Here is a 14,341-nt window from a genome sequence, read left to right as displayed (position 1 = left end):
AGCCTCCCCCCCCCCGCCATATCGACCTGAACCCGGTCCCGCACGTGCAAGGCACGGTCAAGCTGCCGGGCTCCAAGAGCATTTCCAACCGCATCCTGCTGCTGGCGGCGCTCTCGGGCGGCACCACCCGCATCTTCGACCTGCTGGCTTCCGACGATACGCTGGTCATGCTCATGGCCCTGCAGACCTTGGGCGTGAAGTGGGAGCAGATCGAAGGCACCCAGGATTACATCGTCCATGGCGTCAACGGCGTGTTGCCGGTGCACCAGGCTGATCTCTTCATGGGCAATGCCGGCACCGCCATCCGTCCGCTGACCGCGGCCCTGGCCGTGCTGGGCGGCGACTACACGCTGCATGGCGTGCCGCGCATGCACGAGCGGCCGATTGGCGACCTGGTGGATGCCTTGAATGCGGTTGGCATGCGCATCGAGTACACCGGCAATCCTGGCTACCCGCCGTTGCATATCCGCCGTGGCCAGCTGACATCGGCGCGCATGAAGGTGCGCGGCAACGTCTCCAGCCAGTTCCTGACGGCCTTGCTGATGGCCGCGCCCCTGATGGCGCGTGAGGAGGCCATGCAGATCGAGGTGGTCGGTGAACTCATCTCCAAGCCCTACATCGAGATCACCCTGAACCTGATGCGCCGCTTCGGCGTCGAGGTCGAGCGTGACGGCTGGCAACAGTTCACCGTCAAGCCGGGCCAGCATTACCGCAGCCCCGGCAGCATCCACGTCGAGGGTGATGCGTCCTCGGCCTCCTACTTCCTGGCGGCCGGTGCCATCACCGGCGGCCCGATCCGGGTCGAGGGCGTAGGCCGCGACAGCATCCAGGGCGACGTGCGCTTCGTCGAAGCGCTGGAGCAGATGGGCGCGACCATCACCATGGGCGAGAACTGGATCGAGGCCTCCTCCAATGGCCCGCTCAAGGCCATCGATGCCGACTTCAACCACATTCCGGATGCAGCGATGACCATCGCCGTGGCGGCGCTCTACGCCGACGGCCCCAGCACCCTGCGCAACATCGCCAGCTGGCGCGTCAAGGAAACCGATCGCCTCTCGGCCATGGCGACCGAGCTGCGCAAGCTGGGTGCGCAGGTGGAAGAGGGCGCTGATTACCTCACGGTGATCCCCCCGGCCGAGATCGGTACGGCCGCCATCGATACCTATGACGACCATCGCATGGCCATGTGCTTCTCGCTGGCGGCGCTGGATGGTGCATTGCGGCGCGGCAACCGTATCCGCATCAACGACCCCAAGTGCGTGGCCAAGACCTTCCCCGACTATTTCGACGTCTTCAAAAAGATTGCCGAGCAAACCTTGATCTGATACACCCTGTCTCTGAAAGTAAAAGCACTAAATTATTCACAGATAAAGGGTTCAGGCCATGGAAAAAGCAAAGATACCGGTCATCACCATCGATGGCCCGACCGCCTCCGGCAAGGGCACCGTGGCGCAGAAGGTGGCGCGGCAACTGGGTTTCCATTACCTGGATTCGGGCGCGCTGTACCGCCTGACGGCGCTGTCCGTGCTGCGCCGCGGCGTAGCCCTGGATGACGAACACGCCCTGGCCAAGGCGGCCGAGCACTTGCACTGTCATTTCGATGGCGGCCACATCTTCCTGGCCAATGAAGACGTGACCCACGCCATCCGCGCCGAAGAGGTCGGCAATACCGCCTCCAAGATCGCGGCCCTGATCACCGTGCGCCAGGCCTTGTACGGCCTGCAGTTGTCATTCAGGAAACCTCCCGGCCTGGTGGCCGACGGCCGCGACATGGGCACCGTCATCTTCCCCGGTGCCCGTCTGAAGGTGTTTTTGACCGCCAGTGTGGAAGCGCGCGCCACAAGACGCTATAAGCAATTGATTGACAAGGGTTTTTCTGCTAATATCGAAGACCTCTCCAGAGATTTGAAGGAACGCGACGAACGCGACATGAATCGCTCGTCGGCCCCCTTGAAGGCTGCGGAGGGTGCATATCACCTGGATACATCCGACATGACCGCTGACGAAGCGGTGCAGCAGGTACTCAGCTGGTACGCTGCCCTGGGGCACTGAAATCCGTTGCAATCCGCTTGAAACGGCCCGTTCAGTACCCATCATGGGCAAGTCCTTGTTGTACCCGTAGTGCCATTGGTGCCCGGCAGATGCAAAGTCTGACGGGTGTTGATAAACCTAACCCAGTACCCATGTCGTCGGCGGCAACGAAGACGGCAGTGCAAGTCAGCCTGATTGCATCACACGGATACCGGCCAATCTTTCTTACTTTCTTTTATGTCTACCACTACCGTTATCGCTGCAGGTGTTGATACCTCCAGCGAATTTGCTGCTCTGTTCGAAGAATCGCTGTCGCGTCAGGACATGCGTTCGGGTGAAGTCATCTCGGCAGAAGTCGTGCGCCTGGATCACAACTTCGTGATCGTCAACGCCGGCCTGAAGTCCGAAGCGTTCATCCCTGTTGAAGAATTCAAGAACGACAACGGCGAAGTCGAAGTCAACGTCGGCGACTTCATCTCCGTTGCGATCGAATCCCTGGAAAACGGTTTCGGCGACACCATCCTGTCGCGCGACAAGGCCAAGCGTCTGGCATCGTGGCTCTCGCTGGAAAAGGCGATGGAGTCCGGCGAGATCGTCACCGGTACCGTCAATGGCAAGGTCAAGGGCGGCCTGACCGTTCTGACCAACGGCATCCGTGCCTTCCTGCCGGGTTCGCTGGTCGACACCCGTCCGGTCAAGGACACCACCCCGTTCGAAGGCAAGACCCTGGAATTCAAGGTCATCAAGCTGGACCGCAAGCGCAACAACGTCGTTCTGTCGCGCCGTGCCGTGATCGAAGCCTCGATGGGCGAAGAGCGCGCCAAGCTGATGGAAACCCTGAAGGAAGGCACCGTCGTCACCGGTATCGTCAAGAACATCACCGACTACGGTGCGTTCGTTGACCTGGGTGGCATCGACGGCCTGCTGCACATCACCGACCTGGCATGGCGTCGCGTGCGTCACCCGTCGGAAGTGCTGTCGGTTGGCCAAGAGATCACCGCCAAGGTCCTCAAGTACGATCAAGAGAAGAACCGCGTCTCCCTGGGCGTCAAGCAACTGGGCGACGATCCGTGGACCGGCCTGTCGCGTCGCTACCCGCAAGGCACCCGCCTGTTCGGCAAGGTCACCAACCTGACCGACTACGGTGCATTCGTGGAAGTGGAACAAGGCATCGAAGGTCTGGTGCACGTCTCCGAAATGGACTGGACCAACAAGAACGTGGCCCCGAACAAGGTTGTCCAGCTGGGCGACGAAGTCGAAGTCATGGTTCTGGAAATCGACGAAGAGCGTCGTCGTATCTCCCTGGGCATGAAGCAGTGCAAGCCGAACCCGTGGGACGACTTCGCCATGAGCCACAAGAAGGGCGACAAGGTCAAGGGTTCGATCAAGTCGATCACCGACTTCGGCGTGTTCATCGGCCTGCCGGGCAACATCGACGGCCTGGTGCACTTGTCCGACCTGTCCTGGACCGAAGCTGGCGAAGAAGCCGTGCGCAAGTTCAAGAAGGGCGACGAGCTGGAAGCCGTTGTGCTGGCCATCGACGTGGAACGCGAGCGCGTCTCCCTGGGCGTGAAGCAACTGGAAGGCGACCCGTTCAACAACTTCGCCGCCCTGAACGACAAGGGTGCGATCGTCAACGGTACCGTCAAGTCGGTTGAGCCGAAGGGCGCCGTGATCCAGCTGAACGACGAAGTCGAAGGCTACCTGCGCGCTTCCGAAATCTCCCGCGACCGCGTGGAAGATGCCGGTACCCACCTGAAGGTTGGCGACGCCGTCGAAGCCCTGGTCATCAACATCGACCGCAAGGCTCGCAGCATCCAGCTGTCGATCAAGGCCAAGGACAACGCCGAGACCCAGGAAGCCATGCAGAAGATGTCGGCTGACTCCAACGCTGCTTCGGGCACCACCAGCCTGGGCGCGCTGCTGAAGGCCAAGCTCGACAACAAGAACTGATCTTTCGGTCACGATGACAAAGTCGGAGCTGATCGCCCGTCTGGCTGAGCGTTATCCGCAACTTGTTGCCAAGGATGCGGATTACGCGGTCAAAACCATCCTCGATGCCATGGTCGACGCGCTCGCGACCGGCCAGCGCATCGAGATCCGTGGCTTTGGCAGCTTCGCGCTCAACCGCCGTCCGCCGCGTATCGGCCGCAATCCCAAGTCCGGCGACAAGGTGATGGTCCCTGAAAAACGGGTCCCCCACTTCAAGCCGGGCAAGGAATTGCGCGAACGCGTCGATGCGATGGTCGGCCAGCCAATTCGCGAGGATTGACCCGGCTGGGCCTGTGACCAGGCAGTTCTTGCGGTGCGCAGATGAAGTTTTCTGCGCCCGCGAGCAGTAACAATGGTTGAAAGCTGCACACTCGCGCACCGCGAGGTGAACGGGTGTAAAGGCAGATCAACAAAATGAACGGCATCTTTGGATGCCGTTTTTTTTCACGTACAATCCCGATTTACCCTGGATTGACCGGGAATGCGCGCGAAATCGACGCGATTTTTCCGGCCAGCGCAATAATGCCACGGACCGGCACCGCCCTCGCGCATCGCCTTTATCGTCATGGGTGTTGCGCATCGCTTGCCGGCGAGCTTGGCCTTCGGGCCTCCGGGCTAACCACGACCCGCCAGAAAGGATTACGCCATGAAAATACTGTCCCGATTGATCGCGGCCATCCTGTTCGTGTTCTTCTTTTTCTTCGCCCTGCGCAATACCCAGGAAGTGACCATGCATTTCTTCCTCGGTTATGAACGCACCGACCCGCTGGTACTGGTACTGCTGGCCTTCTTCGTGATCGGCGCGATCCTGGGCGTGCTGGCCATGGTGCCGCTGGTGATGCGCCACCGCCGCGAAGCCTCGCGTTACAGGAAAGCCCTGTCGCAAGTCCAGAAGCAGCAGGAAGAGATCGCCCAGGTGCAGGCCCAGCCGCCGCAGCCTGACAGCGTGATCACCGCGCAGCACATCCTCTAATTGCCCCTCACTGTTTATGGAATTTGAATTTTGGTGGTTGCTCGGCATCCCGGTCTTCTTCGGCCTGGGGTGGATTGCCGCGCGGGTGGATATCAACCAGTTGCTGTCCGAGTCGCGCACCCTGCCGCGCGGCTACTTCAAGGGGCTCAACTTCCTCCTGAACGAGCAGCCCGACAAGGCCATCGACGCCTTCATCGAGATCGTCAAGCTGGACCCCGAGACGGTGGAACTGCACTTCGCCCTGGGCAACCTGTTCCGCCGCCGCGGCGAGACCGAGCGCGCCATCCGCGTGCACCAGAACCTGCTGGCGCGTCCCGACCTGCCGGCCGAGCACCAGGGCCATGCGCTCTATGAACTGGGTCAGGATTACCTGAAGGCGGGCTTGCTGGACCGCGCTGAAGAAACCTTCAACAAGCTCATCGACACCCCCTACAGCGCCCAGGCCGGCCGCGCCCTGTTGGAGATCTACCAGCGCGAGAAGGAATGGGAGCGCGCCATCTCCGCCGCCGAAATCCTGCAAGCCACGGGTGCCGGTGGCCGCCAGCGCGAGATTGCCCAGTTCTACTGCGAACTGGCCGCCGATGAACTGGTGCGTACCAACACCGATGCTGCCATGGCCCTGCTGGACAAGGCCCTGGCCGCCGACCGCAAGAGCGTACGCGCCACCATGCTGATCGGCGATGCGCTGCGCGCGCGCGGCGACATCGAAGGCGCGCTGGAAACCTGGCGGCGGGTCGAGCACCAGAGCGTGCCGCACACCGCCCTGGTGGCGCAGCGCCTGATGGATGGCTACATCGCCGTCGGCCGCCCGAAAGAGGGCATCAACCTGCTCCGCGCCTACCTGGCGGAAGCCCCGTCGATCGATCTGCTGGAAGTGGTCTTCAAGGCCGTGCTGGACGCCGACGGCATCGATGCCGCCAATGTGCTGGTGAGCGACGAACTGCGCCGTACGCCGACGCTGCTGGGCCTGGACAAGTTCCTGGAAGCGCGCATGATGAGCGCGCCCCAGACCGTGCGCCCCGAGCTGGCCGTGGTCAAGACCCTGGTGCACGGCTATACGCAGAAGTTGGCGCGCTATCAGTGCAGCCACTGCGGCTTCAAGGCGCGCCAGTTCTACTGGCAATGCCCGGGCTGCAGCCAGTGGGAGACTTACCCGCCGCGCCGTACTGAAGAATTGAATGTCATGAATTGAGGCCCTCGCGGGCCGTACTTGAACTCTGGATCTACCATGAAAATCACCATCATCGGCACCGGCTACGTAGGCCTGGTGACCGGGGCCTGCCTGGCCGAACTGGGTAACGACGTGTTCTGCCTGGACGTTGACCAGCGCAAGGTCGACATCCTCAACAATGGCGGCATCCCCATCCACGAACCTGGCCTGGAAGAAGTGGTGGCCCGCAACCGCGCTGCCGGTCGTCTGCACTTCTCCACCGATGTGGCGGCCAGCGTGGCCCATGGTGACATCCAGTTCATCGCCGTCGGCACGCCGCCGGATGAAGATGGTTCGGCCGACCTGCAATACGTGCTGGCGGCGGCCCGCAACATCGGCCGCCATATGGAAGGTTTCAAGGTCGTGGTCGACAAGTCCACCGTGCCGGTCGGAACTGCCGACCGCGTCACGGCAGCAATCAGGGAGGAGCTGGCCGGGCGTGGCAAGACTGAACTGAGCTTCTCGGTCGTCTCCAATCCGGAATTCCTGAAGGAAGGCGCGGCCGTCGAAGACTTCATGCGTCCTGACCGCATCGTCATCGGCCATGACCAGACCGCCGAAGGCCTGCGCGCGCAGACCCTCATGAAGAAGCTCTACGCGCCCTTCAACCGCAATCACGAACGCACCTACTGGATGGACGTGCGCTCGGCCGAGTTCACCAAGTACGCGGCCAACGCCATGCTGGCCACGCGCATTTCCTTCATGAATGAACTGGCCAATCTGGCCGATCGCGTCGGTGCCGACATCGAATCCGTGCGCCACGGCATCGGCTCCGATCCGCGCATCGGCCACAGCTTCCTGTACGCCGGCTGCGGCTATGGCGGCTCCTGCTTCCCCAAGGATGTGCAGGCGCTGGAACGCACCGCGCGTGACTATGACCAGTCGCTGCTGATCCTGCGGGCCGTGGAGCAGGTCAACGACCTGCAGAAACACGTGCTGGGCAAGAAGGTGGTGACGCGCTTCGGCGAAGACCTCTCCGGCAAGCATTTCGCCATCTGGGGCCTGGCCTTCAAGCCCAATACCGACGACATGCGCGAGGCCTCTTCGCGCGTGCTGATCGGCGAACTGGTGCGCCGTGGTGCCAGCGTGGCGGTCTATGATCCGGTGGCCATGAAGGAAGCTGCACGCGTGCTGGAACTGGACTTCGCCGACGAGTCCAACCGTCTGCAGCAGATCCGCTTTGCGGCTTCGCCGATGGATACCCTGCAGGGTGCGGATGCACTGGCCATCGTTACCGAATGGAAGGCTTTCCGCAGCCCCGATCTGGAACGCGTCAAGGCGGCGCTGAACCATCCGGTGATCTTCGACGGCCGCAACCTGTTCGATCCGCAGCTGATGGCCGACAGCGGCATCGAGTACTACGGCATCGGCCGTTCCCTGCAAGCCCGCGCGCAGTAAGCTGCCGCGCCCCTGAACCTGAAGACGGACAAGATCGTGGACAAGAACATCGCGGCAGCCTGGGATTCCGCCCGCATCCTCATCGTGGGCGACGTCATGCTGGACCGCTACTGGTTCGGCGAAGTCAATCGCATCTCGCCGGAAGACCCGGTACCGGTGGTGCGCGTGGAGCGCAAGGAAGAGCGCCTGGGCGGTGCCGCCAACGTGGCCCGCAATACCGCCAGCCTGGGTGCGCAGACGGCGCTGCTGGGCGTGACCGGCGACGATGAACCGGCACGCGTGATGGAGAGCATGCTGGGCGAGATGGGCATTCGCAGCCATCTCAACCGCGATCCTGGCATTTCCACCATCGTCAAGCTGCGCGTGATCGGCCGCCAGCAGCAGCTGGTGCGCATCGATTTTGAAGAAGCGCCTACCGATACGGTGTTGCGCGACAAGCTCACGCAATTCAATTCACTGGTGGCCGATTACGATGTGATCATCTTTTCCGATTACGCCAAGGGCGGCCTGGTCAACGTGGCCGAGATGATCGCGACGGCCAGCAAGCTCGGCAAGCGTATCCTGGTCGATCCCAAGGGCGACGATTTCGCGCGCTATGCCGGGGCCTCCGTGCTCACGCCCAACAAGTCGGAACTGGTGCGCATCGTCGGCCAGTGGAAGAACGAGGAAGACCTCACCGCGCGCGCCCAGAAGCTGCGTGCCGAGCTCAACCTGGAAGCCCTGCTGCTGACCCGCTCGGAAGAGGGCATGAGCCTGTATCGCGAGGGAGAGGTCACGCACTTCCCGACCATGGCGCGTGAAGTCTTTGACGTCTCCGGTGCCGGCGATACCGTCATCGGTACGTTGGCCGTGATGCTGGGTGCAGGGGCCTCGCTGGTCGATGCGGTGACCATGGCCAACCGGGCCGGCGGCATCGTGGTCGGCAAGCTGGGCACCGCCACCGTCACGCGCGAGGAGTTGCTGGCGGCCTGATTTGAGGACTGTTTCTAGCGGAATTTCGGTCAACAGGCGGGTTCGGTTTTCGTTGAGCAAGGGCAGTCCATCTTCCGGTGGACTGCCCTTTGTTTTTTCCTCCAACCGAACGTTGAAAGTCGAAAGGACACATCATGTTGAAGAAAACCCTGCTGTTCATCCTCAGCTTCTTCGCCGCCACCGCCCTGGCCTGGGCCGAGGTGGACGTCAACAAGGCCGACCAGGCCGCCCTGGATGGGGTGCGCGGCATCGGCCCCTCGATGTCCAAACGCATCCTGGAAGAGCGCCAGAAGGGCGGTGCCTTCAAGGACTGGGCCGATCTGGAGAAGCGCGTCAAGGGCATCAAGGACAAGGCCGCCGTGAAGTTGTCCGCCAATGGCCTGACCGTCAACGGCCAGGCCAAGACGGGAGCCGCTGCACCGGCCGCCAAGGAAGGCAAAGCCTCACGCGCTGAGAACAAGGGCAAGGAGGGCGCGGCCAAGTCCGGCAAGAGCGACGACAAGCCGGCAGAGAAGAGCGCTGACAAGGCCCAGGACAAGGCCGGCGGCAAGTGATGCAAAGGCAGGCCAGGGAGTTGGGGAGCCTGTCGTTTCCGGCGGTGCAAGCGTCAACGAAAGTCGGTTCTCACGATTCATATTGGTATATGCAATTGTGAACAACTATTTCTTGTTTCTGCAAAAATTTGGGGTTAAAGTCGTCCGAAGCCTGTCGTTAACGTCGGCAACAACGTCCATTCTGCGCTGATGACCATGAGAATCGCCGAGCTACCCGCCAATGAAGCCGCCCGTATCGACGCCCTGCATTCGCTGCGCATCCTCGATACGCCCCGCGAAGAGCGATTCGACCGGCTGACCCGCCTGGCGCGGCGACTGTTCGACGTGCCGATGGCGGTGGTGACCATGATCGACGTCAACCGGCAGTGGTTCAAATCCTGCGTGGGCATGGGCGACGCCTCGGAAACTTCGCGCGACATTTCTTTCTGCGCTCATGCCATCCTGCATGAAGGCATGACCATCGTGCCCGATGCCCGGCTGGATGAGCGTTTTGCCGAAAATCCACAGGTCACCGGCGAACCCTTCATCCGTTTCTATGCGGGCTGCCCCATCAAGAGTGAAAGTGGCTTCACTCTGGGTACCTTGTGCCTGGTCGATCTCAAGCCGCGCGCCTTCGATGCGGATGAACAGGCCCTGCTCAAGGATCTGGCCGCCATGGTGGAACAGGAGCTGGCCGCCGTGAAACTGGCCACCATCGACGACCTGACCGGTGTCTCCAACCGGCGCGGCTTCGAGGCGCTGGCGCGGCATGCCATGGCCACCAGCAAGCGCACCGGCCGCCCGGCCTGCATGCTGGGATTCGACCTCAATCACTTCAAGCAGATCAACGATCGCTTCGGCCATGCCGCCGGCGACCTGGCGCTGGCCGATTTTGCCGGCCTGCTGCTGACGACCTTGCGCGAGTCCGATGTCGTCGGCCGCCTGGGCGGGGATGAATTCGCGGTGTTCCTGACCAATACCGCCGAGACTGATGTGCCGGTGGTCCTGTCGCATCTGCAGAAGGCCGTACAGGCCTTCAACCAGAACGGTGGGCGCGAGTACCAGCTGGATTACTGCGTCGGCGTGGCCCAGTACGATGCGGCCAGCCATGCCGATCTGTCAGACCTGATGGGCAGCGCGGACCACGCCATGTATCAGCGCAAGAAGGCGCGCAGCGCCCCGGCTTGAAGGGACGGCAGCGCAGTGGATGCAGGCAAAGGCGTTGGCGGCGGCGAAATAGCTTAAAATGCCCCCCTGAGCCAAAAAGCCCACAGCAGCCACTCCATGTCCTATCAAGTTCTCGCCCGTAAATACCGTCCCCGCAGCTTCGACACCCTGGTCGGCCAGGAACACGTCGTGCGCGCGCTGACGCACGCGCTCGAACAGCAGCGGCTGCACCACGCCTATCTCTTCACCGGGACCCGCGGCGTGGGCAAGACCACGCTCTCGCGCATCCTGGCCAAGTCGCTCAACTGCATCGGCCCTGATGGCACCGGCGGCATCACCGCTGCACCCTGCGGCGTGTGCGAAGCCTGTGTGGCGATCGATGCCGGCCGCTTCGTCGACTACATCGAAATGGATGCGGCCTCCAACCGTGGCGTGGACGAGATGGCGCAGCTGCTGGAGCAGGCCATCTATGCACCGTCGAATGCACGCTTCAAGGTCTACATGATCGACGAAGTGCACATGCTCACCAACCACGCCTTCAACGCCATGTTGAAGACGCTGGAAGAGCCGCCGGAGCACATCAAGTTCATCCTGGCCACCACCGATCCGCAAAAGATTCCCGTGACCGTGCTGTCGCGCTGCCTGCAGTTCAACCTCAAGCAGATGCCGCCCGGCCACATCATCGGCCACCTCGACAACATCCTGAACCAGGAAGGCATCGAATTCGATCCGCCCGCGCTGCGCCTGCTGGCGCAAGGGGCCTCGGGTTCCATGCGCGATGCGCTGTCGCTGACCGACCAGGCCATCGCCTACGCCGCCGGCAAGGTCACCCTGGAAGCCGTGCAGGGCATGCTGGGTGCGCTGGACCAGTCCTACCTGATTCGCATCCTCGATGCGCTGGCGGTGCAGGATGGTGCCGCCTTGCTGGGTGTGGCCGATGACATGGCCGCCCGCAGCCTGTCGTACAACGCCGCCCTGCAGGACCTGGGCACGCTGCTGCACCAGATTGCACTGGCACAGGCAGTGCCGGCGGCGCTGGCCGATGACCTGCCCAATCGTGAAGATATCCTGCGCCTGTCCGCTCAGTTCAGTCCGGAACATGTGCAGTTGTTCTACCAGATCGCCGTCCACGGCCGCAATGAACTGGGCCTGGCCCCCGATGAATATGCAGGTTTCAGCATGACGCTCCTGCGCATGCTGGCCTTCCGCCCGGTCAGCGCCAGCGCGAGCGGTCCGGTACCGGCAGCGCCCGCGCCGGGTGGTGCTCGTCCGGCCACGCCGCGCCAGGCTGCCCCGTTGCTGGCGCCGCAGGCGGCCGTGACCAGTGCGCCGGTCAGCCGCGCGCAACCGGCCGCTGTACCCGCTGCTGCGCCGGCCGCACCGGCGTCAGCGCCTGCCCCAAACCCGATGGCAGCAGCGGCGCCCGCACCAGCAGCACCGATGCCTGCGGCACCTGCAGCCCCCGCAGCCCCCGCAGCCCCGACATCCGCCCGTGAAGCTGCACTGATGGCCTTGCGTGGTGGCAAGGGCGGCAAGGGCGCTGCCCGACCCGCAGCGGCTACGCCAGCCCCGGCACCCTCAGTGGTCCCGGCAGCAGCTGCGCCGATGGCCAGCGCGCCGGCCGCCGCTCCAGCTGCCGCAGCGGCACCGGCTCCCAAGGCTGTCCGTGCCGCCTCCGCCATGCCGCCGGACATGCCGGAACCGCCGCCGTTCGATTCCATCCCGCCTTGGGAAGATGACACCGGTGCCTCCGCCATGCCGCCGTCCGCCCCCATGCCGGAGTTCGCGGAGCAACGCATGCAGGCTGCTCCCGCCGCTGCCCCAGCTCCTGCGGCACCGGCCTCCGCAGAACCCCCCGCGCCCCAGCGCCCGGCCGCCACCCCCGCACAGCAGCAGGAAACCGCGCGCATCGCCGCCGAACTGGGCTGGGATGGCCACTGGCCGACGCTGGCTGCCAGCCTCACCACGCTGCGCGGCGTGGCGCACCAGATGGCATTTCAGAGTGAACTGGTACGCTGTGAAGCGCTCAATGGGGGCAATGTGTGCTTCCATCTGCGTATCCCGCTGGAAACCTTGCGCTCCTCGGGCAGTATCGAAAAACTGATCGCCGCCCTGTCCGAGCGTTTCGGCAAGGAAATCCGCGTCGAGACCGAGATCGGTGCCGTCTCCGATACCGCCAACGCGGTGGCCGAGGCCGAACGGGCCGAGCGCCAGCGCAAGGCCGAACAGAAGATGAAGAGCGATCCCTTCGTGATGAGCATGATGCGCGAGTTCGGCGCCACCATCGTGCCGGGGTCAATCCAGGCGTTGTGAGACGTGCACGGCGCTGCTGGCGAGATTGCCGGCCGCCGAGCCAAACGCGATAGAATTCCGTGAATTGAAACAAGGAGCAATGAGCATGATGAAAGGTCAACTGGCAGGTCTGATGAAGCAAGCACAGGCCATGCAGGACAACATGAAGAAGGCCCAGGAACAGCTGGCCAGCATCGAAGTCGAGGGCCAGTCCGGCGCCGGCCTGGTGAAGGTGGTGATGACCTGTAAAAACGACGTCAAGCGCGTCTCCATCGACCCGTCGCTGCTGGCGGACGACAAGGACATGCTGGAAGACCTGGTCGCCGCTGCCTTCAACGACGCCGTACGCAAGGCCGAAGCCACCGCCCAGGAAAAGATGTCCGGCGTGACCGCCGGCATGCCGCTGCCCCCGGGCTTCAAGATGCCGTTCTGATGCTGTGCCTGCCCGGTGGCTGCGACCGCCGGGCGCAGGCAGCATCGCGCAGGACAGTCTGATTCTGATGGAATGCAGGATTGCTTAGTGGAGGCACCATGTTCATCGTCTCGATCACGTACACCAAGCCGGCAAGCGAAATCGATTCCTTGCTGACCGCGCACAAGAAATTCCTCAACCAGCAATATGCCGAAGGCGTATTCCTGATGTCCGGCCGCAAGGTGCCGCGTACCGGCGGCATCATCATTGCCGACTGTGCCGACCGTGCCGAGATCGAAGCCATCATGGAATCCGATCCCTTCTTCATCGGCGGCGTGGCCGAATACGAGATCATCGAATTCGTCCCCTCCATGACGGCCGAGGCACTCGAAGCCTTCCGCTATTCCGTAGACCGCAATTGAAAACGCCCTCCAGTCTCACCCTCCTGACCGAATCGCTGCGCCGGCTGCCCGGCATCGGCCCCAAGACCGCGCAGCGCATGGCTTTCCACCTGCTGCAGCACGACCGCGACGCCGCCGCCGGCCTGAGCCAGTCGCTCACCAAGGCGCTGGAGACCATCCGTCACTGCGCCCTGTGCAATACCTTCACCGAGCAGGTCGTCTGCGAGACCTGCCAGGACAGCCAGCGCGATCACACCCAGCTGTGCGTGGTGGAGTCGCCCTCGGACCAGGTCATGATCGAGCAGACCCTGACCTTCAAAGGCCTCTATTTCGTGCTCATGGGCCGGCTCTCGCCGCTGGACGGCATCGGCCCGCGCGACATCCATCTCGAAAAACTCATCACCCGTGCCACCGATGGCGTAGTCAGCGAAGTGGTGCTGGCCACCAACTTCACCAACGAAGGCGAAGCCACCGCCCACTACATCAGCGAAACGCTCAAGGCCCGCGGCCTGAAGGTGAGCCGCCTGGCGCGCGGCGTACCGGTCGGGGGCGAACTGGAATACGTGGACGCCGGCACCATCGCCCGCGCCATGCTGGATCGCCGTTCGACCTGAACCCGAGGCGACCGCAAGATCCGTACGAAACGCGGACGAGATCGTTTTCAGATGAAAAACTTGCAGGCATGACGTCGCCGATGCAGGTCAAAATGCGCGACATCGCGCGCATGCTGCAATAGAATGTGGGCTTGCCGGCGTGCACGTACGACGTCAGGCCAGGAGCCGCAAGGGGGTGACCTATCCACATACCGCGCACTGCTCTTCGCCCGCCGCGCAGCATCACCCGAATCCATCGCATTCCAGGACACTGGCCAATACCCCACAAGAGCCCGGTCCGCAGCATCGACCAAGAGGAGAACACCGGAGCGCCCGCGCAGGCCGCGCCTGCCAGGCATCCGGTGCA

14 protein-coding genes are annotated in these 14,341 nt (G+C 63.1%); all 14 read left to right on the top strand.

What is annotated here, in order from left to right; genetic code table 11:
• On the top strand, positions 1-1,325 hold a 1,325-nt coding region (gene aroA, locus B3873_RS18700; protein WP_414651551.1), incomplete at its 5' end, for a 3-phosphoshikimate 1-carboxyvinyltransferase.
• A 58-nt stretch (positions 1,326-1,383) separates the two neighbouring features.
• Positions 1,384-2,052, top strand: a complete 669-nt coding sequence (gene cmk, locus B3873_RS18695; protein ID WP_286868088.1) for a (d)CMP kinase — start codon at positions 1,384-1,386, stop codon at positions 2,050-2,052.
• Positions 2,053-2,268: 216 nt separating this feature from the next.
• Entirely contained in the window at positions 2,269-3,984 is a 1,716-nt protein-coding gene (gene rpsA / locus B3873_RS18690) for a 30S ribosomal protein S1 (protein WP_075259476.1), read from the top strand.
• A 13-nt stretch (positions 3,985-3,997) separates the two neighbouring features.
• A complete protein-coding gene (locus tag B3873_RS18685; protein ID WP_006462119.1) occupies positions 3,998-4,303 on the top strand; it encodes an integration host factor subunit beta in 306 nt (101 codons plus the stop codon).
• Positions 4,304-4,669: 366 nt separating this feature from the next.
• Positions 4,670-4,996, top strand: coding sequence for a LapA family protein (locus tag B3873_RS18680; RefSeq protein WP_034332766.1), 327 nt, complete (start codon positions 4,670-4,672; stop codon positions 4,994-4,996).
• Positions 4,997-5,012: 16 nt separating this feature from the next.
• A complete protein-coding gene (lapB, locus tag B3873_RS18675) occupies positions 5,013-6,188 on the top strand; it encodes a lipopolysaccharide assembly protein LapB (RefSeq protein ID WP_209534220.1) in 1,176 nt (391 codons plus the stop codon).
• 36 nt (positions 6,189-6,224) lie between these two features.
• Positions 6,225-7,604: a UDP-glucose dehydrogenase family protein gene (locus B3873_RS18670; RefSeq protein ID WP_286868075.1), complete on the top strand. Its 1,380-nt coding sequence runs from the start codon at positions 6,225-6,227 to the stop codon at positions 7,602-7,604.
• Between the two features lie 36 nt (positions 7,605-7,640).
• Positions 7,641-8,576, top strand: coding sequence for a D-glycero-beta-D-manno-heptose-7-phosphate kinase (rfaE1, locus tag B3873_RS18665; protein WP_286868072.1), 936 nt, complete (start codon positions 7,641-7,643; stop codon positions 8,574-8,576).
• A gap of 134 nt (positions 8,577-8,710) precedes the next feature.
• Entirely contained in the window at positions 8,711-9,130 is a 420-nt protein-coding gene (locus B3873_RS18660; protein WP_286868070.1) for a ComEA family DNA-binding protein, read from the top strand.
• 195 nt (positions 9,131-9,325) lie between these two features.
• The gene (locus B3873_RS18655) at positions 9,326-10,297 is read left to right on the top strand and encodes a GGDEF domain-containing protein (RefSeq protein WP_039784189.1); all 972 of its coding nucleotides are present in this window, start codon (positions 9,326-9,328) and stop codon (positions 10,295-10,297) included.
• Positions 10,298-10,393: 96 nt separating this feature from the next.
• Positions 10,394-12,589 (top strand): DNA polymerase III subunit gamma/tau, encoded by a 2,196-nt coding sequence (locus B3873_RS18650; RefSeq protein WP_286868066.1) that lies wholly within the window; start codon positions 10,394-10,396, stop codon positions 12,587-12,589.
• Positions 12,590-12,674: 85 nt separating this feature from the next.
• Positions 12,675-13,001, top strand: coding sequence for a YbaB/EbfC family nucleoid-associated protein (locus B3873_RS18645; protein WP_008331542.1), 327 nt, complete (start codon positions 12,675-12,677; stop codon positions 12,999-13,001).
• 98 nt (positions 13,002-13,099) lie between these two features.
• On the top strand, positions 13,100-13,402 hold the full coding sequence (locus B3873_RS18640) for a YciI family protein (protein ID WP_034332759.1): 303 nt from the start codon (positions 13,100-13,102) through the stop codon (positions 13,400-13,402).
• Positions 13,399-13,995 (top strand): recombination mediator RecR, encoded by a 597-nt coding sequence (gene recR, locus B3873_RS18635; protein WP_034332758.1) that lies wholly within the window; start codon positions 13,399-13,401, stop codon positions 13,993-13,995. Before B3873_RS18640 ends, recR begins: the two co-directional genes overlap by 4 nt.
• Positions 13,996-14,341: the final 346 nt, after the last annotated feature.

It is taken from the genome of Herbaspirillum sp. UBA812 (assembly GCF_002296545.1).
GTDB lineage: Bacteria > Pseudomonadota > Gammaproteobacteria > Burkholderiales > Burkholderiaceae_D > Herbaspirillum > Herbaspirillum huttiense.
The sequence above is the reverse complement of the archived record's forward strand: the minus strand, read 5'-3'. Positions and strand labels throughout refer to the sequence as shown.